We start from the raw sequence: 25,631 nt of genomic DNA, 5'->3' as shown, positions 1-25,631 counted from the left end.
GTTCGGCAATGTCCATAAAGGTCATCGGCGAGGGGGATCAGGTCATGCCGAGCGGTCGAAACTGCTCAGCGACCGACGCAGGCAGGCCTGCATATAGGCCACTTGGCTCTCCAGCGCCTCGCGGGCCAGACGCTGGTCCTGGTAGTCCAGTTGCAGGCGGCGCAAGGCCAGACAACTGGTTTGCAGCAGGTGCGAGACCCGCAGGCAGGCGTCCTGCAGCGTCCGCAGGTCCTGCTCGCATTGTTGCCTCGCAACAGGGTCCAGCCCAGGGTTGTCGTTCACCTTGCGCATCAGGTGGTAAAGCTTGGCATCGGCCGATTCACGCAGCAGGCTGTATTGGGCGAAATCCAGCGAAGTACCTTGGTCAACCTGTTCCAGGGTGGGTTGCAGGTCCAGGGAGCGCAACAGCTCCAGCATTTCACCCCTCATTCGCCGTTCCCTGATGTTTGCCATGTGGCAACGCTAACAAGCGGTGGTGAAGTGCGACAACTGACAAAAATGCCAGTTGCCTTATCGCTCTTTACCCATGCCAGCATGCAGACGCGAGCGAAACAGTGGCCTGCACAAGCCATGGGACGTTCACGCGGGTGAGTGGATGGCCCGAAGCGTCATCAACCCGGCCAGCGGCCACTCCCCTTCCAGTTCTGCCAGGCTGGCAGTGCTCATGGCTGCCGGCTGTTGCCTGTGGCCGTGCTCCAGTGCACCGACCAAGGTGCCTACCAGCGGCTGGTGGCTGACCAGCAGCACATGCTCAAGCCCCAGGCGCTCGATTTCGCCGATGACCTGCTGTACATCACCCTCGGGTGTCAGCCAGGGCACGGTGCGCACCGGTTCGGCGAAACCCAGGGTGTCATGCACCAGCGCGGCGGTCTGCTGGGCGCGTACGTAAGGGCTGGCGACAATCGCCTGCAGTGGCTGCCCGATCAGGTAAGCCGCACTGTGCAGCACCTGCTCGCGACCATGGGCCGTCAACCGGCGCTCGGCATCTGTCTTGGCCCGCGGCTCAGCTTCACCGTGGCGCAGCACCCACAGCTTCACAGCTTGGGTTCCTCGTCACGCACCGGATGCGCGGCCGGTGCCACGGCGTGCGCGGCTTCACCTTCCGGCGCACGCGGGGCCGGCCAGTCTGCGAACGGCCATGGCTTCTGGTCGCTGTGGAAACTGCCGAAGCGACCGATCTGTGCCAGGTACTGGCTCAGGCTGTCGCCGAAGTTCATCAGGCTGGCGCTGGGCGCGCCATACACCAGTCGGTAGATCAGCTGTACCAGCACCAGGCCACCCAACAGCAACTCGGCCAGTTGCCAGACCACCAGGAACACCAGCATCCACAGCACCCGCAGGATGATCGACTCGCGCTGGGCGCGTTCGGGCGTATCGTTCATGTGTTGCTCCTTGCTCGTGTCAGAGCCGCCAAGGGCTCAGTTGAAACCGCTGATGGAAATGAAATCGACATCGGTCTTGGGCTCGGCGCGCATCAGGTGCTCGATCACCTGGTTCAGCGTGCGGCCTTCGAACAGGATGGCATGCAGGCCGGCCACCAGCGGCATGTACACCTGCACTTGCTGGGCTTTGGTCTTGAGCACCTTGAGCGTGTTGACACCTTCGGCCACTTCGCCCAGGCGGCTGACTGCCTCTTCCAGGCTTTGACCCTGCCCCAGTGCGTAGCCAACCTGATAGTTGCGGCTCTTGGGCGAGGAGCAGGTGACGATCAGGTCACCGACACCGGCCAGGCCGAGGAAGGTCATGGGGTTGGCGCCCTGGCTGACGGCGAAACGGGTCATCTCGGCCAAGGCCCGGGTAATCAGCATGCTCTTGGTGTTCTCGCCCATCCCCAAGGCCACAGCCATGCCGGCGATGATCGCGTAAACGTTCTTCAATGCACCGCCCAGTTCGACGCCGAAACGGTCGGCACTGGCGTAGACGCGGAAGGTACGCCCGTGCAGCACGGCCTGTACCTGCTGGCACAGATCTTCGTGCTCACTGGCCACCACTGTGGCAGTCAGTGCATGTTCGGCGATTTCGCGCGCCAGGTTGGGCCCTGACAAAACGCCGATGCGCGCCTCGGGGGCGATTTCTTCGAGGATCTGGCTCATCAGCTTGAAGCTTTGCGCTTCGATGCCCTTGGTCAGGCTGACCAGGCCTTTGCCGCGCAGCAGCTCGGCATGCGGTGCCAGCACGCTGCGCAAGGCACTCGATGGCAGGGCAACGAAGATCAGCTCGCTGGCCTGCAGGGTGGCCAGCAAGTCGTTGACCGGCTCAACCCCATCGTGCAGGCGGATACCCTTGAGGTAGCGCGGATTCTCGCGATTCACACGCATGGCCTCGGCCTGCGCCGGGTCGCGCATCCATTGACGCACCGGCACACCGTTTTCCGCCAGCAGGTTCGCCACGGCGGTGCCGAAGCTACCGCCGCCCAGAACCGCAACAGGTTGCTGTTCAGTCATATCCAATCCATTAAAGCCAAAAGTTAAGTGGCGACCCCGCCATTATACGGCTCGCCTGCCATGCGCCAAGGTCAGCAACGCAGATCACACTGTCATGGCCACGTTGCAACAAATGCAGGCGCGAGCGTGCTCGCGATGCACCGCGCCGGCGGCGCTCGATTTCCGCCCCCACGAAAGCGTCAAGACAGGCACGCTGCAAAACCGCTGCAGATCACTGGAAAATACGCCAAGGTCAGTTACCATGCCTGTTTCAATCCTGAAACAAAGGCCGCTCCGTGTTCCCTGGCACGCCACCGTACCCGCGCCTGCTGTTATTGACCGCCCTGCTCGGCGGCCAGGCTGCGGCCGACGACCTGTTCATCGACACCCCCGACCTGCCACAGGTTCTGACCGCCACACGCCTGAAACAATCCCCCGCCGCTGTCCCGGGCAGCATGACCGTACTCGACAGCGAACTGATTCGCGCCAGCGGTGCCCGTGACATCCCCGAACTGCTGCGCCTGGTACCGGGCATGATGATCGGCTACGGTGCCGGCAATCAACCCACGGTCAACTACCACGGCAGCAACGTCAACGACGCACGGCGCATGCAGGTACTGATCGATGGCCGTTCGGTGTACCGCGCAGGCCTGGCCACGGTGGACTGGAGCGACATCCCCTTGGCCATGGAGGACATCGAGCGCATCGAGGTGTTCCGCGGCCCGAACACCGTCAGCTATGGCGCCAACGCGCTGATGGCAGTGGTCAACATCCTCACCCGCAACCCCGCCGACAGCCATGGCACACGGCTGAAAGTGACGCGCGGCCAGGACGGCATCAACGACTTCTATGCCAGCCACGGCTTCGGTTGGGACGGTGGCGACATGCGCCTGTCGCTGTCGGGCCAACAGGACGACGGCTTCGATGAGAACCAGTTCGGCCAGGACTACCGCGACAGCCGCCGCCTGACCCGCTTCAACCTCAGCGCCAACCACAACCTGGCGGTCGACCAGACCCTGGAGTGGCAACTGGCGGCCAAGGAAGGCAGCAATCAGCGGCCCTACACCTACCAGCCGGTGTTCCAGCAGTACGAGTCCGGGAACAATGCCGACGTCAACGCCAAGGACTATGCGGGCTCGTTGCGCTGGACCAAAGACTTCAGCGCTGAACACAGCCTTTATATCCAGGGCTCAGCCCAGCATTTTGATCGCCAGCAAGTGTGGCGCGCCTGTGATGCCTTGCAGTCGTTCAGCCCCGAACTGACCCAGCTCTGGCAGATGAACCCCGACTTCGCCGAAAAAGTAGCGCGCGGTATTGCGACCGGCGCCCCCCTTTCCACTGACGACCCAGCCCTGAAAGGCCTTCTGCAGAAAGTGCAGCAGCAATGGGAGCAGGGAGGGCGGGAGCAGGTCTGCGGCGATGTGGACCAGAGCACCCGTGAAACCCGCTATGACCTGGAAATCCAGGACACCCTGAGCCTGACTGATAGCCTGCGTCTGCTCAGTGGCATGAACTACCGCTATGATCGCGCCGACTCGCAGACCTACTTCAACGGCAGCATCGACGACCAGACCTGGCGCCTGTTCGGCCAGCTGGAATGGCGGGCCGACGAGCACTGGATATTGCAGGGTGGGGCCATGTTCGAAGACTCGCGCCTGTCAGGCAGTTCGCTGACCCCACGCGTCGCGGTCAACTACCTGATCACCCCACGCCACGGCCTGCGTGCGGTGTACTCCGAAGCGGTGCGCTCGCCCGACATGTTCGAGAACAACGTCAACTGGAGTTACACGGTCAAGAACCTCACCCCCAATTCATTCGGCCTGCAAAACGGTGAGTACTTCGTCAAGACCCGTGGCCCTGGCGACCTTGAACAGGAGCGCATGCGCTCGCGCGAGCTGGGCTACAACGGCTACTTCAGCGACATCGACCTGAGCCTGGATGTGAAGCTGTTCTACGACGAGATCACCGGCATGATCAGCGAGCCGCTGAGGAACAACCAGTACATCGCCAGCAACGCCAACAAGGCCCGTTTCAGCGGCAGCGAGGCGCAAATGGACTGGCGCCCCACCCTGCGCGACCGCCTGCGCCTGACCTATGCTTACGTCGATGCCTGGGCCAGTAACCCCGACGACCGTCGCCTTAGCGCCCGCAACAGCGGCTCGGCCGGGTGGATGCGCGAATGGGGTGCCGGCTGGTCGAGCGCGCTGTTCTATTACGGTGACGATGCCCTCAACCAGTACCGCTACGAGCGTCTGGACCTGCGCCTGGCCAAGCGTTTTCGGGTGTATGGCAGCAACCTGGAGCTGGCGGCGCTGTGGCAGCAGCGCCTGGACGATGAACCGACCTCGGCCCTGCAGAACCGCTACGACAGCCGTCACCGCCTGAGCGTGAGCGCGGAGCTGGAGTTCTGATGGCCCTGGTGCTGCGCCTGCTGCTGCTCTGCCTGTGGCCGTTGGGGCCTTTGTCCGCCAGCGAAGTCCTGCTGGTTGGGGCTGAGGACCAGCCCGGTGTACGCAGCTTCATCGCCGCTCTGGAAAGCCGCCGGCCACACGATCATGTGCAGTTTCGCACCACCACCGAACTGCCGCGCCCGGGCAAGCTCAAAGCCGACCAACGCCTGATCCTGCTCGACAACGCAGCACTGGAATGGCGCCTGGGAGAAACCGCCGGCCCACCGGCGCTGGTCATGCGGGTCAGCCGGGTACAGGCTGAACAGCGCCTGGGAAAGTCGCGCCCCGCGTTCCTCACACTGTTGTGGAGCGACGCACCGTTGGGACGGCAACTGCGCCTGGCACGCTACTTGTTGCCGCAGGCCAGGCGCGTTGGCGTGCTGTACGGCGAGCACAGCAGCTTTCTGCTGGAGGAACTGCGCCATGCTGCACGGCCGCTAGGCCTGGAGATCGTGGCCCAGGACTGGTCCGACCCGCGTGACAACCGGCCGCTGCAGCACCTGCTGGGCAACAGCGATGTGCTACTGGGCCTGGACGACCCTGACTTGTACAACTCCAAGACCGCAAAGAACCTGCTGTTGAGCAGTTATGGCCGGCAGATGGCACTGATCGGCCCGAACGCCGGCTTCGTTCGCGCCGGCGCCCTGGCCAGTACCTACAGCGACCAGGACGACTGGCTGTGGGTGCTCGACCAGTTGCTCGACCAGCCGCCGACACGCTGGCCGCGCAGCCTGTACCCAGTGCGCTACGGGGTCAGTGGCAACCAGCAGGTGGCCCGGGCCCTGGGTCTTGAACCGATCGATCAGAACGCCGCCGTCAAGGCCCTGGCCGAGGGAGAACCCACCCCATGAGCAAACGCTTGAGCTGGGACATTCATACCCGCACGCAGATCATCAGTCTCGGCCCCGCCCTGCTACTGACCTTGCTCTTGATCAGTTTCTTTACCTTCGTACGCATCCAGGACCTGCGCCAGGAACTCAACCACACCGGGCAACTGATCGCCAACCAGTTGGCACCGGCGTCGGAGTATGGGGTGATTTCGGGCAACAACGAAGTGCTTGAAGGGCTGATGCGTGCCACCCTCAGCATCCCGCACGTACGCTTTCTGGAAGTGCAGGACAGCCGCAACCACATCCTGGTGTACGTCGAGCAGTCCGACGAAAGTGCCAACCGCGCGCAACGGGTCGAAGTGTTCCAGGCGCCCATTCGCCTGCAGCAAATCCGCCTGGACAACGACTTCCTGCAACAGGGCAAAGCCACCACCCCGGCCATCGGTGACGACTACCTGGGCCGCGTGATCGTCGGCATGTCCGATGACGCCTTCAGTCAGCGCCAGCAGGAAATCGTGATCAAGGCCGGGATCCTGGCGTTGTTCGCCCTGCTGTTCACCTTCTTGCTGGCACGCCGCCTGGCCCTGAGCCTGGCCAAGCCGATCAGCGACATGGGCCATGCGGTCAAGGCGATTCAGCAAGGCAAGTACAACACCCCCTTGCCGGTCGTCGACGACAGCGAGCTGGGCCACTTGGCCCGCCACATCAACAACCTGGCCAGCGCCCTGGAACAGGCCAGTGCTGAACAGAAGCAGGCCATTGCCGAACTGATACAGGCCCGCGAGGAGGCCGAACAGGCCAACCGCGCCAAATCGGATTTCCTGGCGATGATGAGCCATGAGTTGCGCACCCCGATGAATGGCGTGCTGGGCATGCTGCAACTGCTGGAAACCACGCCGCTGAGCAATGAACAGGCCGATTACACGGCAGTGGCCAGCGAGTCCACCGGGCACTTGCTGAAGGTCATCAACGACATCCTCGATTTTTCGCGCATCGAACGCGCCGCGCTGCAGCTGGAGCACATCGACTTCAACCTGGGCGAGCTGATCACCAGCAGTGTCCAGTCGTTCCAGCACAGCGCCCAGCAACGCGGCCTGGGCCTGCACCTGCAACTGCCGGCCGGCATCGAGCAGTTGCAGGTGAACGGCGACCCCACGCGCATCCGCCAGATCCTGCTGAACCTGGTGGGCAACGCCCTGAAGTTCACCGAACGTGGCCAGGTGCAGGTCGACGCACGCTGGCAGGTGCTCGACCGGCAGCTGATCTGGCTGACCTGCAGCGTGCGCGACACCGGCATCGGCATCGACAGCGACCGCCTGGAAATGATGTTCGTCGCCTTCCAGCAGGCCGACAGCTCGATTTCCCGTCGTTATGGCGGTACCGGGCTGGGGCTGTCGATCGCTCGTACCTTGGCCGAACGCATGGGCGGCAAGCTCCGCGGTGAAAGCCGTGAGGGCCTGGGTTCGACCTTTACCCTGGAGATGCCGCTGACCCTCGCCACCCCTGCCCCCGTCCCGTTGACGCCGCCAACGGCCGCACAAACGACGGTGCCGGACAATGATCAGGTACTGCTGGTGGAGGACAATCCGGTCAACCGGAGCGTCGTGGAAGCCATGCTGCGCAGCCTGGGGCTGGCAGTATGCACGGCAGAAGATGGCCTTGAAGCCGTCGAGCGGGTCGGCCGGCAGCGCTTTGCTGCCGTGCTGATGGATTGCCGCCTGCCTCACCTGGACGGCTATGAAGCCACCCGACGCATCCGCCAGTTGCCCAACGGCGCCGGGCTACCGATCATCGCCCTGACCGCCAACGCGTTGCAGGGCGACCGCGAACGTTGCATGGCCGCCGGTATGGACGATTACCTGAGCAAACCCTTGCGCCGTACCGAATTGCAGCAGGTGCTGCAGCGCTGGTTACCCGGTCAGACAACCGCGACTGGCGATAAATGCTAAAGTGCGGCAGTCTTAAACACTGGACAGGACCTTCATCGGACCTGAAAATAGACGTTTCAGTGCACACCTGTACTTCTTTCACCAGGTGCGCTGTGACTTTCACCACAACGCAATAGTCTACCTGTAGGCTGCCGTCTCGAAGCGCTTGGTTTTCGGGCCGGCCGGGAAGATTCATCCCCTGCCGCAGGGGGTTATTGAGGAGCTCGCATGACCAAACAACACGCCTTTACTCGGGAAGACCTGCTGCGCTGCAGTCGCGGTGAGCTGTTCGGCCCAGGTAATGCGCAACTGCCCGCGCCGAACATGCTGATGGTCGATCGCATCACCCATATCAGCGAAGAAGGCGGCAAGTACGGCAAAGGTGAATTGGTCGCCGAGCTGGATATCAACCCGGACCTGTGGTTCTTCGCCTGCCATTTCGAAGGCGATCCGGTCATGCCGGGCTGCCTGGGCCTCGACGCCATGTGGCAGCTGGTTGGCTTCTTCCTCGGCTGGCAGGGCCTGCCGGGCCGTGGCCGCGCCCTGGGTTCGGGCGAGGTGAAATTCTTTGGCCAGGTACTGCCTGAAGCCAAGAAAGTCACGTACAACATTCACATCAAGCGCGTCCTGAAGGGCAAGCTGAACATGGCCATCGCCGATGGTTCGGTCAGCGTCGACGGCCGCGAGATCTACACTGCCGAAGGCCTGCGGGTCGGCGTGTTCACCTCCACTGACAATTTCTAAGGGTTATTCGCATGCGCCGCGTCGTTATCACTGGTCTGGGCATCGTATCGTGCCTGGGCAATGACAAAGCTACCGTCACCGAAAACCTGCGCAACAGCCGTCCGGGTATCCGTTTCAACCCGGAATACAAGGAAATGGGGCTGCGTAGCCAGGTTTCCGGGTCCATCGACCTCAACCTCGAAGAACTGATCGACCGCAAGGTTTACCGCTTCGTCGGCCATGCGGCTGCCTACGCCTACCTGGCCATGCAGGACGCGATCAAGGACGCCGGCCTGACCGAAGAGCAGGTTTCCAGCCCGCGTACCGGCCTGGTGGCCGGTTCCGGCGGCGCCTCGACCCTGAACCAGATGGAAGCGCTGGACACCCTGCGTGAGAAAGGCGTCAAGCGCGTCGGCCCGTACCGCGTTACCCGCACCATGGGCAGCACCGTGTCGGCATGCCTGGCAACCCCGTTCAAGATCAAGGGCATCAACTACTCGATCTCGTCGGCCTGTGCCACCTCGGCTCACTGCATCGGTACCGCACTGGAGCAGATCCAGTGGGGCAAGCAGGACATCGTCTTCGCCGGTGGTGGTGAAGAAGAGCACTGGAGCCAGTCGTTCCTGTTCGATGCCATGGGCGCCCTGTCGACCAAGCGCAACGAAACCCCGGAACTGGCCTCGCGCGCCTACGACGCTGACCGTGATGGTTTCGTCATCGCTGGCGGTGGCGGCATGGTCGTGGTCGAGGAACTGGAACACGCCCTGGCCCGCGGCGCCAAGATCTACGCCGAAATCGTTGGCTACGGTGCGACTTCCGACGGCTACGACATGGTTGCACCGAGCGGCGAAGGCGCCATCCGCTGCATGCAGCAGGCGCTGTCCACTGTCGACACCCCGATCGACTACCTGAACACCCACGGTACCTCGACCCCGGTCGGTGACGTGGCCGAGATCAAGGGCGTGCGTGCCGTGTTCGGCGACAAGGCGCCGAAGATCAGCTCTACCAAGAGCCTGTCGGGTCACTCGCTGGGCGCTGCCGGCGTGCACGAGGCGATCTACTGCCTGCTGATGATGGAAAACAACTTCATCGCCGGCTCTGCCAACATCGACGAGCTGGATCCGGAAGTCGCCGACTTGCCAATCCTGCGTAAAACCGAAGAAAACGCCAAGATCGACACGGTCATGAGCAACAGCTTCGGCTTCGGCGGCACCAACGCCACCCTGGTGCTCAAGCGCTGGGAAGGCAAGTAAGACGCTGCTGCTGTCAATGAAAACGCCCCGACTGGTTCGGGGCGTTTTTGTTTGTGTTGCCTGTGCTGGCCTCTTCGCGGGTAAACCCACCACACAAGCCTTCAGCGCTGTGCACACCCTGTAGGAGCGGGTTTACCCGCGAAGAGGCCCGCACAGGTCACTGCTGTACCTTGGGCAACACCGCCAGAAAATTCTCCCGGGCCACCTTGTGCGCCACCGCCTCCGGCAAGGCATCCAGAAACGGCTTGAACCCGTGCATCTGCTCCCCCAGGCTGCCGAACCGCCCCACCACATCCGACCCCAGCATGAACCGCTCCGGGTACTTCTCGACCAGCGTCAGCCATGCCTTGCGCGGCACGCCCTGCTCATCCAGCAAATACGGCTGCAGCACACTCCACGACAAATCAACATACAGGTTCGGGTAGTCCTCCAGCAATCGCGTCAGTACCGGCAGTAGAAAGTCCATCTGCGTCTGATGGCGATGTATCTCCATGCTGCTGCCCGCATGCGCCCAGATGAATCGCGTATGCGGATGGTTGCGCAGCGGCTCTTCGATCTCCGCCAGGTAGAGCGGGTTGCGCTCGCGCTTGGAGGTGATGTTGGAATGCAGCAGCACGGGCAGGTCGCGCTCGGCCGCCAGGTGGTAGATACGCGTCATGGCTTCATTATTGGCACGTGGCGTGTCGCCACTGGTCAGCGCTGTCAGGTCATCATGTCGGGTGAACACCTCGCCGATGCCCTGCCACAACCCCGGGTACAAATCGAGCATGCGCTCGATATGGCTGACCGCATTCTTGTCCACCGGGTTGAAACCACTTAGGAACGGGTGGAACCGCTTGCGCTGCTCACTTGGCAATTGCTGCAGCGCCGCCGCCACGTAAGTGTCGGTGGCGCTGTACCAATAGGCGTCGGCGTCATCACCGGCGTAGTAGCGCGGGCGCTTGGGCTCGTCTTCGTGCCATTTCTTGGCCACGGGTATGCCTGAAATCATCGACTGCTCAACCCCTGCGGCATCCATGGCCTTGATCAGCGCCGGCATGCCTTCACTTTCCTGGAAGAAGTCCACGTAGTGCAAGTGGGCATCACTGTAGCGGTACTCGCGCGCCTGGGCCGCCTGGCACAGCCAGCCGAACAACAGCACACAAGCCAGCGCTCTGGCGGTCATGGTCATCTTCCTCATGCAAGTACGAACCCAGTAGACCAGGCGGCCGCCAAGACGGTTCAGCCACGGCGGGCAAACCGCTATGCTTGAGGCACTTCCACCGTGCCTGGAGCCTTCCCCATGAGCAGCCCACTGGTCATCCACCCCCGAGCTGAGACGGTCGAGGGCCAGCCGATCCTGCGCCCGCTGCCATCAGCCCAGTGCCGCAGCGTCGGCCCGTTCGTGTTCTTCGACCACATGCTCGAAACAGACTATGCCCCGGGGCATGGCATGGACATCCGCCAGCACCCGCATATCGGTCTGTCCACCCTGACCTACCTGTTCGAAGGCGCAATCCTGCACAAGGACAGCCTCGGCTCGGCGCAGCGGGTGCTGCCTGGTGATGTCAGCTGGATGACCGCAGGCAGCGGCGTCGCCCATGTCGAGCGCACCCCGGAAGATGCCCTGGCCCATGGTTCGCGCCTGCATGGGCTGCAGGTATGGCTGGCGTCGCCACGCGCGTTTGAGCAAGGCCCGGCGAGTTACAGCCATCACCCCGCCGAGAGCCTGCCCGTCAGTGACAGCCTGGGTGTACGTATCTGCATGATTGCGGGCAGCGGGTTCTGCCTGGCGTCACCGGTGCCGGTGCTGTCCCCTACCCTTTATGCGCATGTCCGGATGCAACCGGCGACCACCTTGCTGGTACCGACCGAGCATGTGCAGCGGGCGCTGTACGTGCTCGATGGTGAGTTGATGATGAACGATGAAGACGTGGAGCCGTGCACCCTGGTGGTGTTGCCGCAGGGCGAAGAGGTGACATTGTATGCCGAGGGTGAATGCCAACTGGTACTGATTGGCGGCGCACCACTGGATGGGCCGCGTCGGATGAACTGGAACTTCGTCGCCAGCGACCCGGAGCTGATCGAGCGGGCCCGGGCCAGGTGGGCTGCGGGGGATTGGCCGGAGGTGCCGGGGGAACATTCGAGGATCGAGTTGCCTCGGTGATCGGGGCCGCTTTGCGGCCCTTCGCGGGTAAACCCGCGCCTACACCTGATCGGGGGGTGGACACACATCGGTGATTAGGCGCAGGCCGTCACGTAGGCGCGGGTTCACCCGCGAAAGGCTGCAATCTCAACGCTGGAACACTTCACTCAGCAGATTATGCATCGAACGAAACGCTCGCTCGGAAGTGCGCCGGTTATACTGCATCTTGCCCGGCACATTGGCATTCGGGTCGGTAAACGAGTGCACCGCGCCGCCATAACTGAGCAACTGCCAGTCCACCTTGGCCGCGTTCATCTCGTCCTCGAATGCCGGCAACTGCTCCTTAGGCACCAATGGGTCGGAGGCACCATGCAACACCAGCACCGAGCCCTTGATGCGCTTGGCATCTTCAGGATTCGGCGTGTCCAGGGTGCCGTGGAACGACACAGCCGCACGCAGGTCGGCGCCGCTACGGGCCAGTTCCAACGCACAGCAGCCACCGAAGCAGAAGCCGAAGGTGGCCACCTTGCCAGGCTCCAGCAGCGCCTTCGACTGCCCCAGCAATTGCGCCAGGGCTTCCTGCATGCGCTTGCGCAGTTCGTCACGGTCATTCTTCAGCGGCATCATCGCCACGCCTGCCTCATCGGCATTGGACGGGCGCACCGATTGCCCGTACAGGTCGGCGATCAGCACCACATAGCCCTTCTCGGCCACTTCCTTGGCAATGCGCTCGGCACCTTCACCAATGCCCATCCAGTTCGGCGCCATCACCAGCCCTGGGCGGCCCAGCGCACCCGGCTCATAGACCAAACGGCTTTCGAAGGCCTTGCCAGACAGGTGATAAACCAGCGATTCGACGATTACTTTGCTCATCAAGCACTCCTTTGGCACTCGTCATAAAAAAGCCCGCCGAAGCGGGCTTTGCTGTGCATCAACTCAAGCAGACAGCTCGACCAGTAGCTTGTTCAGGCGACGAACGTATGCCGCCGGGTCCTTCAGGCTGTCACCGGCCGCCAGGGCCGCCTGATCGAACAGGATGTGTGACAGCTCGGCGAAACGGTCTTCGCTCTGCTCGTGGTCCAGCTTCTCGATCAGCGGGTGGCTCGGGTTGAACTCGAAGATCGGCTTGGACTCCGGCACTTTCTGCCCGCTGGCTTCCAGGATCTGGCGCATCTGCAGGCCCAAGTCCTGCTCGCCGATGGCCAGGATCGCCGGCGAGTCGGTCAGGCGGTGCGAGACGCGCACTTCGGCCACGCTGTCACCCAGCGCACCTTTCAGTCGCTCGACCAAACCTTCCTTGTCCTTGGCGACTTCTTCCTGGGCTTTCTTGTCTTCTTCCGAATCCAGCTTGCCCAGGTCCAGGTCACCACGGGCAATATCGACAAAGGCCTTGCCGTCGAACTCGTTGAGGTAGCTCATCAGCCACTCGTCGATGCGGTCAGTGAGCAGCAGCACTTCGATGCCTTTCTTGCGGAAGACTTCCAGGTGCGGGCTGTTCTTGACCTGCGCGTACGACTCGCCGGTGAGGTAATAGATCTTGTCCTGACCTTCCTTGGCGCGGGCCAGGTAGTCGGCCAGGGCGACGCTCTGCTCGCCGCTGTCGTCCTGGGTGGAAGCAAAGCGCAGCAGGCCGGCGATTTTCTCCTTGTTGGCAAAATCTTCGGCCGGGCCCTCTTTCAGCACCTGACCGAAGTTTTTCCAGAAGCCTTTGTATTGCTCGGGTTCGTTCTTCGCCAGCTTCTCCAGCATGTCCAGCACACGCTTGGTCAGCGCTGTCTTCATCGAATCGATGATCGGGTCTTTCTGCAGGATTTCACGCGACACGTTCAGCGACAGGTCGTTGGAATCGACTACACCCTTGATGAAGCGCAGGTACAGCGGCAGGAACGACTCGGCCTGGTCCATGATGAACACACGCTGCACGTACAGCTTCAGGCCGCGCGGCGCTTCGCGCTGGTACAGGTCGAACGGCGCACGGGCCGGCACGTACAGCAGCGAGTTGTATTCGAGCTTGCCTTCGACCTTGTTGTGGCTCCAGGCCAGCGGGTTTTCGAAGTCATGGCCAATGTGCTTGTAGAACTCCTGGTATTCCTCGTCCTTCACCTCGGTGCGCGAACGGGTCCACAGGGCGCTGGCACGGTTGACGGTTTCCCACGCTTCGGCCGGCTGCTCTTCACCTTCGGCGGCGGCCTGCTCTTTCGGCAGTTGAATCGGCAGAGCGATGTGGTCGGAGTATTTCTTGACCACGTTGCGCAGGCGCCAGCCATCGGCGAACTCCTGCTCGTCCTTCTTCAGGTGCAGGACGATACGGGTACCGCGCTGTGGTTTGTCGATGGTGGCGACTTCGAATTCGCCCTCGCCTTTCGACGACCAGTGCACACCTTCGGCCGCTGGCTGGCCCGCACGGCGGCTGTACACGTCGACCTTGTCGGCAACGATGAACGCGGAGTAGAAGCCCACGCCGAACTGACCGATCAGGTGCGAGTCCTTCTTCTGGTCACCGGTGAGGTTCTTCATGAAGTCGGCAGTGCCGGACTTGGCGATGGTGCCCAGGTGGGCAATGACGTCTTCGCGGCTCATGCCGATGCCGTTGTCCTCGAGGGTCACGGTACCGGCGTCCTTGTCGAAGCTCAGGCGAATCTTCAGGTCAGCATCGCCCTCGAGCAGCTCTGGCTTGGCCAGGGCTTCGAAACGCAGCTTGTCGGCGGCGTCGGAAGCATTGGAAATCAGCTCCCGCAGGAAGATTTCCTTGTTCGAGTACAGCGAGTGAATCATGAGGTGCAGCAGTTGCTTCACCTCGGTCTGGAAGCCCAACGTTTCCTTTTGTGTTTCCACAGTCATGGTCTTCGAAACTCCGATCTGATGGCGGTGGCGCCTGGCGGCCGGTTCGGCCAGCGTTAACGGCGGATGTCATGCAGATGGGGGCTGCCCGGATGATTTCAAGGGCTTTTCCGGTTCGATCTTGAAATGCGCACGGGCCGTGGCAATCGGCGACTGCCTGTCGCCCTGCCAGGCGGTGATGGCCACGTTGGTCACCCGCCGGCCCTGACGCCACAGCTGGCACTGGGCGTAGGTATCGCGAAAATGCCCGGCGCGCAGGTAGTCGATAGAAAAGTCGATGATCTTCGGAATGCTTGCGCTCTCGCTGTAGATCAGCAGGTACAGCGCTGCCGACAGCTCCATGAAGCCGGCGATCACGCCGCCATGAATGGCCGGTAGCAGTGGGTTGCCGATATTGTCCGGGCTGGCCGGCAGGCGGAACAACACATCATCGCCCTGACGCTCGCATTCGATGCCGATCAGCCCGGCATAGGGAATCAGCGCCAGCAATGGTCGATAGTCGCCCACCGCATGGGCGGCGTTGAGCTGCTGGCGCACCGCGTGCGGAATCATGCCTTGCCCTCCTTCAGACTGTCGCCGAAACGGATGCCGCCCTTGATGTCCTGGCCCAGGCGCATGAACGTGCCCACCACCTGGCAGATGGGCTGGTCGGGGTCGTCCTGGTAGGCGGTGCCACGGGTAAAGATCACGTCGCGGGTAACACGGTAGCACTGGGCGTGGCCGTAGATGTCCTTGCCGGCCTCAGCCGGGTGCATGTAGTCGATGCGCAGGTCCAACGTCGGGCACACTTCGAAGCGCGGCAGCACACACAACGTGGCCATGCCACAGGTGGTGTCCATCAGCGTGGTCAGCGCACCGCCGTGCACGGCACCGGTTTGCGGGTTGCCGACAATCGCTGGCGACCATGGCAGGACCAGGGTCATGCCATCACCATCAGCCTGCGCCACGCGCATCTGCAACAGCTGACAATGTTTTAACGCCGAGAGAAAGCGTTCGGCCATTGCCATCAAGGTTGAATCGTTCATCGGCTGTTCCCACCGGCCGCAGGGCAGCGGCATAAATTCGTTAAAAAGTCTATGTAGAACGGGGCGTTATATATCTGTAATCTTCGTGGAACTTATTCCGCGTAGTTGCACTCGAAGGAACAAGTCACTTATTCCACCAAGGAGAAACACCCCCATGCGTAAACCTTTTGCTTTTGCTCTGATGCTGGCCGCTGCCATGGGCCTGGCTGCTTGCGATAAAGCGAGCGAAGACAAAGCCCAGGACGCACAGCAACACGCCGAGCAAGCCCAGGAAAAAATGGGTGAAGCTCAGGATAAGATGAACGAAGCCGCCAAGGAAAACGCCGAAGCTGCCAAAGATCAGGCCGAAGCCGAGCAGAAGGCTGCCGAAGAAGCCGCTCCGGCTACTCCGGCTCCAGCTACGCCGGCAGAACCTGCCAAGCAGTAACTCGCGTCAACAAAAAAACCCGACAACTGTCGGGTTTTTTTGTGTTTGCTAGTTGCAGCTTAAACGTTTAACCCGATAGTTCACTCGCCGCCGGCATTTATCAGCACCCGCCGCGCGCCGCGCAGTAAATTTTGCGGGCGGGTTCTCGTTCAAAGTACAACCCCGCGACGTGTCTCGGAGGAACTTACTTTGGCCGGAACCCTGCATGAAACGTCCCCCCTTGGCCCGCCGGGCCCTGATCACCTTAGTTGGCCTGGCGACATTGCTGGCCGTAAGTGCCTGGCAGATCATGCCACCCCGCCATGATGGCCTGAATACCGTCACTGTCAGCCGGGGTGATATCGAGAGCAGCGTTACCGCCATCGGCACCTTGCAGCCACGCCGTTATGTTGACGTCGGCGCCCAGGCATCCGGGCAGATCCGTGCCATCAAGGTCGAGGTCGGCGACGCGGTGCAAGAAGGCCAGTTGCTGGTCGAGATCGACCCTTCCACGCAACAGGCCAAGCTGGACGCGGGACGCTACTCGGTCGAAAACCTGCAGGCACAGTTGCAAGAGCAACGTGCCCAGCATGAGCTGGCCCGGCAGAAGGCCGAGCGCCAGCAGAGCCTGGCGGCAGGCGGCGCCACGCGCGAAGAGGATGTGCAAACGGCGCGCGCCGAGCTCAAGGCCACCCAGGCGCGCATCGACATGATCCAGGCGCAGATTCGCCAGGCCCAGGCCAGCCTGCGCAGCGACCAGGCCGAACTGGGTTACACCCGCATCTATGCCCCCATGAGTGGCACCGTGGTCGCACTGGATGCCCGCGAGGGGCAGACGCTTAACGCCCAGCAGCAGACCCCGCTGATCCTGCGCATCGCCAAATTGTCACCGATGACAGTCTGGGCGGAAGTGTCGGAAGCGGACATTGGCCACGTCAAACCCGGCATGCACGCCTATTTCACCACCCTCAGCGGTGGCACCCGGCGCTGGAACAGCACTGTACGGCAGATCCTGCCGGTGCCGCCCAAGCCGCTGGAGCATGCCAACCAGGGCAGCGGCAGCCCGGCCAGCAAAAGCAATGGCCGGGTGGTGTTGTATACGGTGTTGCTGGACGTCGATAACGCCGACGGCGCCCTGATGGCAGAAATGACCACCCAGGTGTTCTTCGTCGCTGACCGTGCGCACAATGTGCTGACCGCCCCGATTTCCGCGCTCAACCCGGGCAAGCAGCCCGATCGCAGGCTGGCACAGGTACTGACGAAACACGGCGCCATTGAAAATCGCGAAGTGCGCACAGGCATCAGCGACCGCCTGCGCGTGCAGATTCTCGAAGGGCTGGAAGAAGGTGATCGCCTGCTGATCAGCCCCTTGCTCAGTGCAGGAGGGTAAATGCCAGTCCCACTGATTGAGCTGCGCGATATCCGCAAATGCTATGGCGGCGTCGATACACCGCAAATCGAGGTCTTGCGCGGTATCAACCTGAGCATTCACGCCGGTGAATTTGTCGCCATTGTCGGTACCTCCGGCTCAGGCAAGTCTACGCTGATGAACATCCTCGGCTGCCTGGACCGCCCCTCCAGTGGCGACTACCTGTTCGCGGGTGAACAGGTGGCCAGCCTGGACAGTGACGCACTCGCCTGGCTGCGGCGTGAAGCCTTCGGTTTCGTGTTCCAGGGCTATCACCTGATTGCCTCCGGCACCGCCCAGGAAAATGTCGAAATGCCGGCGATCTATGCCGGCACGCCTGCCGCCGAGCGCCACGCACGCGCCCATGCCCTGCTGACCCGCCTGGGCCTGGCCGAACGTACCGGTAATCGCCCGCACCAGTTGTCCGGCGGCCAGCAACAACGCGTATCGATAGCCCGCGCGCTGATGAACGGTGGCCACATCATTCTGGCAGACGAACCCACCGGCGCCCTCGACAGCCGCAGCGGTACCGAAGTCATGGCCCTGCTCGACGAACTGGCCAGCCAGGGCCATGTGGTGATCCTCATCACCCACGACCGGGAAGTCGCCGCACGGGCCAAGCGCATCATCGAAATCCGCGATGGCCAGATCATCAGCGACCAGGCCCAGCCTGAGCCACTGCCCGCTTCGCACCCTGAGGTCGACGTGCTGCAGGCCGTCGACCTGCGCCAGCGCCTGAACGACGGCAGCGAGCACAACGGTGCCTGGAAAGGCGAACTGCTGGACGCCGTCAAGGCGGCGTGGAGGGTGATGTGGATCAACCGCTTCCGCACCGCACTGACGTTGCTGGGCATCATCATCGGCGTGGCGTCGGTGGTGGTCATGCTGGCAGTGGGTGAAGGCAGCAAGCGCCAGGTCATGGCGCAGATGGGCGCCTTCGGCTCCAACATCATCTACCTCAACGGCAAGCCACCCGCCCCCAGGGCGCCGGAAGGCATCATCACCCTGGACGACACCCGCGCCATCGCCACCCTGCCCCAGGTACGCATGATCATGCCCGTCAATGGCGGCAAGGCCGGCGTACGCTATGGCAACCAGGACCTGAAGCTGTATGTAGGCGGCTCCAACACCTACTTCCCGCAGATATTCAACTGGCCGGTCGTGCAAGGCAGCTTCTTCACCGAGGCCGACGAAGCCGCCGGCGCGGCAGTGGCGGTAATTGGCGAAAAGACCCGGGAAAAACTGTTTGCCGACCGCAACCCGGTGGGCCAGTACATTCTCATCGAGAACGCACCGTTCCAGGTCATCGGGGTGCTGGCCGGCAAGGGCGCCAGCTCTGGCGACCAGGATGCCGATGCCCGGGTGATGGTGCCCTACACCACCGCCAGCGTGCGCCTGTTCGGCAACCAGGCCCCGGAATACGTGGTGATCGCCGCTGCGGATGCGCGCCAGGTGAAGCAGACCGAGCAGGTCATCGACCAGTTGCTGCTGAAACTGCACAACGGCGTAACCGACTTCGAACTCACCAACAATGCGGCGATGATCCAGGCCGAAGCGAAAACGCAGAACGCACTGTCGCTGATGCTGGGCGCCATTGCCGCCATTTCGCTGCTGGTGGGCGGCATCGGGGTGATGAACATCATGCTGATGACCGTGCGCGAGCGCACACGGGAAATTGGTATCCGCATGGCCACCGGCGCGCGCCAGCGCGACATCCTGCGCCAGTTCCTTACCGAAGCCGTGATGCTGACCATGGTCGGCGGCGTCAGCGGCATCGCCCTGGCATTGCTGATTGGCGGCGCCCTGAGCCTCGGCCAGGTCGCCGTCGCCTTCTCGCTGCCCGCCGCCATGGGTGCCTTCGGCTGCGCCGTGGTCACCGGTATCGCGTTCGGCTTCATGCCCGCCCGCAAGGCTGCCCGGCTCGACCCGGTGGCCGCCCTTACCAGCGTATGAGTACCCCAACGTTGATCAAACCCTTGCCCCTGCTGGGCGCCTGCCTGCTGCTGAGCGCCTGCGCCACCCCTGCACTGCCGCCGCAACACGGCGTGCCTGCCCCGGCCCGCTGGCAGGCAGCCACGCCCGAGGCGCCACCCCGCAACTTGACCGGCTGGTGGCAGTCGTTCGGCAGCCCGACACTGAACCAGCTGGTGGAGCAAGCCCGCACCGACAGCTTCGAAGTCGGTGCGGCCATGGCCCGGGTTCGCCAGGCGCAGGCCGATGCGGTCATTGCCGGCGGCCCCTTGCTGCCTGAAGTGACCGGGGCAGCCAACGCCAACCGCGAGCGCCTGCAGCACGGCGACGGCTACAGCCAGCTGAATTCCAGCCCGACCCAGCGCACCACTCATTACCTGGATGTGGCCCTGAAGGCCAGCTACGAGGTGGACTTCTGGGGCGGCAACGCGGCAGCGCGCGAAAGTGCCCTGCACAACCTGCAAGCCAGTGAGTTCGACCGCGCGACCGTTGAACTGACCTTGCTCGGCAAGGTTGCCGACAGCTACATGCAGGCGCTGGCCTTCCAGCAGCAGGGGCGGATTGCCGACCTTAACCTGGCCAATGCCGAGCGTGTCCTGCAACTGGTGCAAACCCGCTTCGATGCAGGCTCGGCCACAGCACTGGAACTGGCCCAGCAACAAAGCCTGGTCGCCACCCAGCAACGGCAACGCCCGCTTTACCAGCAACAGGCCCGGGAGGCCCTGATCACCCTGGCGACCCTGGTCGGGCAACCGGTGCAGGACCTGCAACTGGACAACACGCGCTTTGAACAGCTCAACTGGCCCTCGATCGATGCGGGCCTGCCCAGCGAACTGATCAGCCGTCGGCCGGACATCGCCAATGCCGAGGCCAAGCTGGCGGCGGCTCAGGCCAATGTGCGCGTAGCCCGCGCGGCGATGCTGCCCAAACTCAACCTGACGCTGATCGTCGGCAGCGGCGCCGATCACTTCCCGGACGTCTTGCGCAACCCCTTCACCAGCCTCGCCGCAGGCCTGGTCACGCCGGTGTTCAACAACGGCCGCCTGCGCGCTGAACGCGACAAGGCGGTAGCAAGCCAGGAGGAACTGCTGCAGAACTACCGCGGCGCCATCCTGGCCGGTTTCGGCGATGTGGAAAAGGCCCTCAATACCCTGGACGGCATCGACCGGCAACTGCATTGGCAGGCGATCGAACTGCAACAGGCGCGCAAAGCCTTCGACATCGCCGAAAGCCGCTACCAGGCGGGCGCCGAGGACCTGCTGACCGTCCTGCAAACCCAACGCACCCTGTACCAGGCTCAGGACGAGGATGTGCAACTGCGCCTCAAGCGGGTCATGGGCAGCATCGCCCTGTACAAGGCCCTGGGCGGCGGCTGGCAGGTCGCTGGCGCTGAACCGGGTGCCGCACCTGGCGCTTAAACATCGGCAGGTGCGGTTCGTCTTTTCCATGGACAGCATCCGACAAGTCGCACTCGCCCCCTCACAGGAAGCCCTATGAACGCACCCTCTTTCAGTCTGATCCTGGCCGATGGCCGCAAAGCCAGTGCCCAGGATGAAACGCCAGAGAGCGGTAGCCTGCGCCTCGACAGCAGCGCCGCCATCCCCTACCGGGAGGTCGACAACCGCATCGTCTTCGAGCAACTTCCGCCAGCATTTCCGGCCAGCGCGATGCTGGCAGTGCTGGCGACCCGTTTCTGCCACCGCAAACAATGCAACGAGGTGAATGTGCAGGTCCCTGGCGACCGGGAATTTGCCGTGCGTGCGGTACGCGAAGGCATTTTCGATCACTGGCAGGTCGACGACCAAGGCAGGCTTGCCCTGCGCTGTACCCGCCAGACCTTCTGGCAGCAACCCCTGCCATGGCTTCGCGAGCCGGCCAGCGTGCACACGGCCCCGCGTTATTGCTTCAGCGGCGAGAAACGCCACCCGCAACGCCCGCCCAAACCGGCGGGCGAAGTCTATCGACGCCATCTGCCGAAGCTGAACGCCACCTTTTCACTGCGCACCATCGACCCGGTGAAGGACCTTGCAGCCTTCAACCGCTGGATGAACCTGGAGCAAGTCGCGTTCTTCTGGGAGCAGACCGGCACCCCGGAAGAACATGCGCAATACATTCGCGAAATGCTCGACGACCCGCGCGTACACCCGCTGATCGGCTGCTTCGATGACGAACCCTTCGCCTACTTTGAGGTGTACTGGTGCAAGGAAGACCGCATCGCCCCCTACTACGACGTCGCCGATTACGACCGTGGCTGGCATGTGGTGATCGGCGAACCCAAGCACCAGGGCATCGGCAAACTGCGCGGCTGGTTCCGCTCGCTGATGCATTACATGTTCCTCGATGACCCACGCACCCAGCGGATTCTCGGCGAGCCGCGCATCGACCATACGCGCCAGATCGACTTCCTCAAGTCCCAGGGGTTCGGCCACCTGAAGGACATTCAACTGGCCCACAAGAAAGCCGCTCTGCTGCGTCTGGAGCGTGAAGCCTTCTTTGATGACCACGTCCTTTGATCCGCCTGGAGAAGACTTCCCCATGATTCGCAAACCGCTCAGCGCGACCCGCGAGCTTGCCCAGTTGCTCAAGCCGTTCTGGCCCATCGTGCTGGTTTCCATACTGTTGGGCATCCTCGGCGGCTTCAGCGTCACCACGCTGCTGGCCACCATCAACCGCGCCCTCAACAGCGAAGCAGGGCTGACCCACGCCGTGCTGTGGTTGTTTGCCGGCCTCTGCGTGCTGACCTTGCTCAGCAGCATCTTCTCCGACATGGGCACCAATTTCGTTGGCCAGAAGATCATTGCCAAACTGCGCAAGGAGCTGGGCGAAAAAGTGCTTTCGGCGCCCATTGAGCAGATCGAGCGCTATCGCAGCCACCGCCTGATACCGGTGCTGACCCACGATATCGATACCATCAGCGATTTCTCGTTCGCCTTCGCCCCCCTGACCATTTCGCTGACGGTGACGCTGGGCTGCATGGGCTACCTGGCAACATTGTCCGGCCCGCTGTTCCTGCTGATGCTGCTGGCATTGGGCGCCGGCATCACCGCCCAGGTCATCGCCCGCACGCGCGGCATCAAGGGGTTCAATACCGCCCGCGAGGCCGAGGACGACCTGCAGAAGCATTACAACGCCATTGCCCAGGGCGCCAAGGAGCTGCGCATACACCGGCCGCGCCGGTATCGCATGTTCACCCGGCACATCCAGGGGATCAGCGAGCGGATCAGCGCCATCCAGATCAAGGCAGTCAACACCTACATCCTGGCCAAGACGTTCGGCTCGACGCTGTTCTTCATCGTCATCGGCCTGGCCCTGGCCCTGCAGAGCACCTGGACAAGCGTCGATCAGGCGGCAATGACCGGCTTCGTGCTGGTGCTGCTGTACATGAAAGGCCCACTGGACCATCTGGTCAGCGTACTGCCGCTGGTCAGCAAGGCACAGGTGGCATTCCAGCGCATTGCCGAGCTGTCAGAGCAGTTTTCCTCGCCCGAACCGAACCTGCTGCTCGACGGCCAAGGCGCACCGCGCCAGACCATCGACAGCCTGGAACTGCACAATGTGCAGTACGCATTTCCGGCCGTCGAGGGCAGCACGCCGTTTCGCCTGGGCCCGGTGAACCTCACGATCAACCAGGGCGACATCGTGTTCATTGTCGGCGAGAACGGTTGTGGCAAGACCACGCTGATCAAGCTGCTGCTTGGCCTGTATGCGCCGCACAGTGGTGACATCCTGCTGGATGGTCAGCCGGTCTCGGTGCTTGACCGGGATGACTACCGACAACTGTTCACCACCATTTTCGCCGACTACTACCTGTTCGACGACGTGGTCCAGGGTGACCAGCAGATTCCCGACGATGCTACCCAATACCTGCAACGCCTGGAGATCGCGCACAAGGTCAGCGTACGTGACGGCGCCTTCACCACCACCGACCTGTCCACTGGGCAACGCAAGCGCCTGGCCCTGATCAGCGCCTGGCTGGAGCAGCGCCCGGTACTGGTGTTCGACGAGTGGGCAGCTGATCAGGACCCCACCTTCCGCCGCATCTTCTACACAGAGCTGCTGCCGGACCTCAAGCGCCTGGGCAAGACCATCATTGTCATCTCCCACGATGACCGCTACTTCGATATTGCCGACCAGCTGGTACACATGGACAGCGGCAAGGTTCGCACCGCAGCCCAGCCGGCCTGACCGACTGCATCCCTCGCCCCGACCAGGTCGGCTACAACCCTGGCCGGGGCCTGCCCACCCGCCCCGTCACCCACGCGCCCGCCGGTAAATTTGCCGGGCGGCGGCTCGTTTACTGGCCATACACCTCTCCAGAGGACAGCGGCCATTCGCCGGCAAGGCCGGCCCCCATGCTGCTGTCCTTCGCCTCGACTGCCACAGGGACCGCCATGCACGAATCACTGGATGCCGACTCGCTCGCTGAAGACTTGCTGGACGACGCCTTGCTCGCCCTCCTCCAGGATGAGCGGCCTGAACCCGACCGGATAGCACCACGCGAGAGCGCCGGGCCGGCCCCCCTCTCCTTCGCCCAGCAGCGCCTGTGGTACCTGCAGCAGTTCAACCCGCAGAGCGCGGCGTACAACCTGCCACGGGCACTGTCACTGAAGGGTGAACTGCATGGCCAGCACCTGACCATGGCCTTGCAGGCGGTGGTCGACCGCCATGACATCCTGCGCAGCAGGTTCGCCGAGGTCGAGGGCATACCGCAGCAGTTCGTCGAAGCCAACGCACGCCTCGAAATGCCCTGCGAAGACCTGACCGCCATGCCCGCCACGCAACGCCCTCATGCATTGCAGCGGCTCATCGAAGCGGATGCGCTGGCACCGTTCGACCTCGGCAAGGCGCCCCTGATCCGGGCCCGGCTGGTGAAAGTACAAGGTGACGAGCATGTGTTGCTGCTGAACATGCACCACATCGTTTCAGACGCCTGGTCCAATCCAATCCTGCTGCAGGACCTGCTGGGCGCCTATTCGCAGGCAGCCGCCCAGGGAGCCTGCAAGCTGCAACGGCCCGCCATCCAGTATGCCGATTACGCCATCTGGCAACGCCAGGCTTACCTGAAAAGCGATGCGTGCCAAGCGTCTGCCCGCTACTGGCATACCCGGCTGGGTGACGAACTGCAGCCGTTGATGTTGCCGGGTGACCTCGACCCGCGCTGCGCTGGCGTGCCGCCTGAGGGCACCAGTGCCCGCTACCATGGCCTGCAACTGGACGCCGAGGTGTTCCAGGCCCTGCTGCAGCTCAGCCGGCAGCAGGGCGTGCAACCCTTCGTCATCGCCCTGGCCGCCTGGCAGGTGCTGCTGGGCCGCTACAGTGGCCAGCGGCAATTCACCCTCGGCGTGCCCAGCGCCGGGCGCAACCGCAGCGAAACCCAGCAGCTGGTAGGGTTCTTCGTCAGCACCCAGATCTACCGCGCCGAACTCGACCCGCAGCAATCCGTGCAGACCCTGCTGCAAAACCTGCGGGAGCAGTCTATTGCGGCCCTGAGCCACAGCGACTACCCGATGGAGCTGTACCTGGAGACGCTGCAGCACAACGGCCAGGTGCTACCCACCCAGTTGTTCCAGGCCCTGTTCAACTGGCGCGTGGCCGGGACTGCCAGCGGCCCGCTGGCCCTGGGCCCACTGCAGCTGGACTTCCTCGATACCGCCAGCGCCCAGGCCAAATGCCTGATCGGCATCGACCTTGAATACGCAGCCGACGGCCTTGGCTTCAGCCTGGAATACGACTGCAGCCAGTTCAGCCACGCCACCGTGCAACGCATGGCCCGGCACTGGCAGAACCTGCTGCTGGCCATGGCCCGGGGGCCCGAGCAACGGCTGGGCGAGCTCGACATGCTGGGCACCCCGGAACAGCAAGCCACCTTCGCCCAGTGGAACCCGGCCCCCGCCGAGCACCCGGCCGACCAGGCCCTGCACAGCCGGATCGAGGCCCAGGTGCAGCGCACCCCCGATGCCATCGCCGTCACCTGCGAGGGCCAGGCCCTGAGCTATGCCCAGCTCAACCAGCGTGCCAACGCCCTGGCCCGGCGCCTGGTCGACGACGGGGTCGGGCCCGACGTGCTGGTCGGCCTGGCTGCCGAGCGCTCGCTGGACATGGTCGTTGGCATCTTCGCCATCCTCAAGGCTGGCGGTGCCTACGTGCCGCTGGACCCGGCCTACCCGGCCGACCGTTTGGCCTACATGATCGAAGACAGCGGCCTGCAGCGCGTGCTGGCCCAGCCCCAGGTGCTGGCCAGCCTGCCG

At 63.2% G+C, this 25,631-nt stretch carries 22 protein-coding genes; 13 read left to right on the top strand and 9 right to left on the bottom strand.

The window, feature by feature from the left end; translation table 11 throughout:
- Nucleotides 1-42: 42 nt before the first annotated feature.
- The 4 genes from I8746_RS25700 to I8746_RS25685 form a co-directional block, all read right to left on the bottom strand.
- The gene (locus tag I8746_RS25700) at nt 43-417 is read right to left on the bottom strand and encodes a hypothetical protein (RefSeq protein WP_017148204.1); all 375 of its coding nucleotides are present in this window, start codon (nt 415-417) and stop codon (nt 43-45) included.
- A 162-nt stretch (nt 418-579) separates the two neighbouring features.
- Nucleotides 580-1,038, bottom strand: a complete 459-nt coding sequence (gene sixA / locus I8746_RS25695) for a phosphohistidine phosphatase SixA (protein ID WP_012051746.1) — start codon at nt 1,036-1,038, stop codon at nt 580-582.
- Entirely contained in the window at nt 1,035-1,382 is a 348-nt protein-coding gene (locus I8746_RS25690; RefSeq protein WP_003251499.1) for a DUF4389 domain-containing protein, read from the bottom strand. The genes sixA and I8746_RS25690 overlap by 4 nt, the downstream gene beginning before the upstream one ends.
- A 36-nt stretch (nt 1,383-1,418) precedes the next feature.
- Nucleotides 1,419-2,444 (bottom strand): NAD(P)H-dependent glycerol-3-phosphate dehydrogenase, encoded by a 1,026-nt coding sequence (locus I8746_RS25685; RefSeq protein WP_014755898.1) that lies wholly within the window; start codon nt 2,442-2,444, stop codon nt 1,419-1,421.
- 275 nt (nt 2,445-2,719) lie between these two features.
- On the opposite strand from I8746_RS25685, the gene I8746_RS25680 reads away from it, so the two are divergent.
- The 5 genes from I8746_RS25680 (at nt 2,720) to fabB (ending at nt 9,607) form a co-directional block, all read left to right on the top strand.
- On the top strand, nt 2,720-4,834 hold the full coding sequence (locus tag I8746_RS25680; protein ID WP_012051744.1) for a TonB-dependent siderophore receptor: 2,115 nt from the start codon (nt 2,720-2,722) through the stop codon (nt 4,832-4,834).
- Nucleotides 4,834-5,724: an ABC transporter substrate-binding protein gene (locus I8746_RS25675; RefSeq protein WP_012051743.1), complete on the top strand. Its 891-nt coding sequence runs from the start codon at nt 4,834-4,836 to the stop codon at nt 5,722-5,724. Before I8746_RS25680 ends, I8746_RS25675 begins: the two co-directional genes overlap by 1 nt.
- Nucleotides 5,721-7,652, top strand: coding sequence for an ATP-binding protein (locus I8746_RS25670; RefSeq protein WP_014755895.1), 1,932 nt, complete (start codon nt 5,721-5,723; stop codon nt 7,650-7,652). The genes I8746_RS25675 and I8746_RS25670 overlap by 4 nt, the downstream gene beginning before the upstream one ends.
- Nucleotides 7,653-7,859: 207 nt before the next feature.
- Nucleotides 7,860-8,375, top strand: coding sequence for a 3-hydroxyacyl-[acyl-carrier-protein] dehydratase FabA (gene fabA / locus I8746_RS25665; protein ID WP_003251509.1), 516 nt, complete (start codon nt 7,860-7,862; stop codon nt 8,373-8,375).
- Between the two features lie 11 nt (nt 8,376-8,386).
- On the top strand, nt 8,387-9,607 hold the full coding sequence (gene fabB / locus I8746_RS25660; RefSeq protein WP_012051741.1) for a beta-ketoacyl-ACP synthase I: 1,221 nt from the start codon (nt 8,387-8,389) through the stop codon (nt 9,605-9,607).
- A gap of 157 nt (nt 9,608-9,764) precedes the next feature.
- Here fabB and I8746_RS25655 read toward each other — a convergent pair whose 3' ends face one another.
- A complete protein-coding gene (locus tag I8746_RS25655; RefSeq protein ID WP_017148203.1) occupies nt 9,765-10,772 on the bottom strand; it encodes an amidohydrolase family protein in 1,008 nt (335 codons plus the stop codon).
- A 117-nt stretch (nt 10,773-10,889) separates the two neighbouring features.
- Here I8746_RS25655 and I8746_RS25650 point away from each other — a divergent pair, with 117 nt between their 5' ends.
- On the top strand, nt 10,890-11,753 hold the full coding sequence (locus I8746_RS25650) for a pirin family protein (protein ID WP_003251514.1): 864 nt from the start codon (nt 10,890-10,892) through the stop codon (nt 11,751-11,753).
- 126 nt (nt 11,754-11,879) lie between these two features.
- Here the strand turns inward: I8746_RS25650 and I8746_RS25645 are convergent, their stop codons facing one another.
- The 4 genes from I8746_RS25645 to I8746_RS25630 all read right to left on the bottom strand — a co-directional run bounded on the left by I8746_RS25645 (nt 11,880) and on the right by I8746_RS25630 (nt 15,598).
- Nucleotides 11,880-12,605, bottom strand: coding sequence for a dienelactone hydrolase family protein (locus tag I8746_RS25645; protein ID WP_012051739.1), 726 nt, complete (start codon nt 12,603-12,605; stop codon nt 11,880-11,882).
- Between the two features lie 63 nt (nt 12,606-12,668).
- Nucleotides 12,669-14,573, bottom strand: coding sequence for a molecular chaperone HtpG (gene htpG, locus I8746_RS25640; protein ID WP_003251518.1), 1,905 nt, complete (start codon nt 14,571-14,573; stop codon nt 12,669-12,671).
- A 69-nt stretch (nt 14,574-14,642) separates the two neighbouring features.
- A complete protein-coding gene (locus I8746_RS25635) occupies nt 14,643-15,125 on the bottom strand; it encodes a PaaI family thioesterase (RefSeq protein WP_003251519.1) in 483 nt (160 codons plus the stop codon).
- Entirely contained in the window at nt 15,122-15,598 is a 477-nt protein-coding gene (locus I8746_RS25630; protein WP_003251521.1) for a PaaI family thioesterase, read from the bottom strand. Before I8746_RS25630 ends, I8746_RS25635 begins: the two co-directional genes overlap by 4 nt.
- Before the next feature lie 154 nt (nt 15,599-15,752).
- Here I8746_RS25630 and I8746_RS25625 point away from each other — a divergent pair, with 154 nt between their 5' ends.
- From I8746_RS25625 to I8746_RS25595, 7 genes are all read left to right on the top strand, one after another.
- Complete coding sequence (locus tag I8746_RS25625; RefSeq protein WP_003251523.1) at nt 15,753-16,025, top strand: hypothetical protein; 273 nt, start codon at nt 15,753-15,755, stop codon at nt 16,023-16,025.
- 205 nt (nt 16,026-16,230) lie between these two features.
- Nucleotides 16,231-17,394: an efflux RND transporter periplasmic adaptor subunit gene (locus I8746_RS25620; RefSeq protein ID WP_019750845.1), complete on the top strand. Its 1,164-nt coding sequence runs from the start codon at nt 16,231-16,233 to the stop codon at nt 17,392-17,394.
- Entirely contained in the window at nt 17,395-19,365 is a 1,971-nt protein-coding gene (locus tag I8746_RS25615; protein ID WP_221101170.1) for a MacB family efflux pump subunit, read from the top strand. It begins immediately after the preceding gene.
- Nucleotides 19,362-20,801: an efflux transporter outer membrane subunit gene (locus tag I8746_RS25610; RefSeq protein ID WP_259674205.1), complete on the top strand. Its 1,440-nt coding sequence runs from the start codon at nt 19,362-19,364 to the stop codon at nt 20,799-20,801. Before I8746_RS25615 ends, I8746_RS25610 begins: the two co-directional genes overlap by 4 nt.
- A 75-nt stretch (nt 20,802-20,876) precedes the next feature.
- Nucleotides 20,877-21,896: a GNAT family N-acetyltransferase gene (locus tag I8746_RS25605; protein ID WP_003251532.1), complete on the top strand. Its 1,020-nt coding sequence runs from the start codon at nt 20,877-20,879 to the stop codon at nt 21,894-21,896.
- 22 nt (nt 21,897-21,918) lie between these two features.
- A complete protein-coding gene (locus I8746_RS25600; protein WP_041168379.1) occupies nt 21,919-23,568 on the top strand; it encodes a cyclic peptide export ABC transporter in 1,650 nt (549 codons plus the stop codon).
- Between the two features lie 206 nt (nt 23,569-23,774).
- Nucleotides 23,775-25,631, top strand: a 1,857-nt coding sequence (locus I8746_RS25595; RefSeq protein WP_259674204.1) for a condensation domain-containing protein, incomplete at its 3' end; no start/stop codon positions are given.

It is taken from the genome of Pseudomonas sp. USTB-Z, from assembly GCF_019691255.1.
Lineage (GTDB): Bacteria > Pseudomonadota > Gammaproteobacteria > Pseudomonadales > Pseudomonadaceae > Aquipseudomonas > Aquipseudomonas alloputida.
This window is presented reverse-complemented; position numbering and strand designations above follow the sequence as displayed.

Coding starts and splice junctions, on each gene's coding strand:
- fabB (WP_012051741.1), top strand. CDS start 8,387: ATGCGCCGCGTCGTTATCACTGGTCTGGGCATCGTATCGTGCCTGGGC.
- I8746_RS25615 (WP_221101170.1), top strand. CDS start 17,395: ATGCCAGTCCCACTGATTGAGCTGCGCGATATCCGCAAATGCTATGGC.
- I8746_RS25670 (WP_014755895.1), top strand. CDS start 5,721: ATGAGCAAACGCTTGAGCTGGGACATTCATACCCGCACGCAGATCATC.
- I8746_RS25600 (WP_041168379.1), top strand. CDS start 21,919: ATGATTCGCAAACCGCTCAGCGCGACCCGCGAGCTTGCCCAGTTGCTC.
- I8746_RS25700 (WP_017148204.1), bottom strand. CDS start 417: ATGCTGGAGCTGTTGCGCTCCCTGGACCTGCAACCCACCCTGGAACAG.
- I8746_RS25655 (WP_017148203.1), bottom strand. CDS start 10,772: ATGACCGCCAGAGCGCTGGCTTGTGTGCTGTTGTTCGGCTGGCTGTGC.
- I8746_RS25605 (WP_003251532.1), top strand. CDS start 20,877: ATGAACGCACCCTCTTTCAGTCTGATCCTGGCCGATGGCCGCAAAGCC.
- I8746_RS25690 (WP_003251499.1), bottom strand. CDS start 1,382: ATGAACGATACGCCCGAACGCGCCCAGCGCGAGTCGATCATCCTGCGG.
- I8746_RS25630 (WP_003251521.1), bottom strand. CDS start 15,598: ATGAACGATTCAACCTTGATGGCAATGGCCGAACGCTTTCTCTCGGCG.
- I8746_RS25635 (WP_003251519.1), bottom strand. CDS start 15,125: ATGATTCCGCACGCGGTGCGCCAGCAGCTCAACGCCGCCCATGCGGTG.
- fabA (WP_003251509.1), top strand. CDS start 7,860: ATGACCAAACAACACGCCTTTACTCGGGAAGACCTGCTGCGCTGCAGT.
- I8746_RS25685 (WP_014755898.1), bottom strand. CDS start 2,444: ATGACTGAACAGCAACCTGTTGCGGTTCTGGGCGGCGGTAGCTTCGGC.
- I8746_RS25650 (WP_003251514.1), top strand. CDS start 10,890: ATGAGCAGCCCACTGGTCATCCACCCCCGAGCTGAGACGGTCGAGGGC.
- I8746_RS25625 (WP_003251523.1), top strand. CDS start 15,753: ATGCGTAAACCTTTTGCTTTTGCTCTGATGCTGGCCGCTGCCATGGGC.
- htpG (WP_003251518.1), bottom strand. CDS start 14,573: ATGACTGTGGAAACACAAAAGGAAACGTTGGGCTTCCAGACCGAGGTG.
- I8746_RS25620 (WP_019750845.1), top strand. CDS start 16,231: ATGAAACGTCCCCCCTTGGCCCGCCGGGCCCTGATCACCTTAGTTGGC.
- I8746_RS25610 (WP_259674205.1), top strand. CDS start 19,362: ATGAGTACCCCAACGTTGATCAAACCCTTGCCCCTGCTGGGCGCCTGC.
- I8746_RS25645 (WP_012051739.1), bottom strand. CDS start 12,605: ATGAGCAAAGTAATCGTCGAATCGCTGGTTTATCACCTGTCTGGCAAG.
- I8746_RS25675 (WP_012051743.1), top strand. CDS start 4,834: ATGGCCCTGGTGCTGCGCCTGCTGCTGCTCTGCCTGTGGCCGTTGGGG.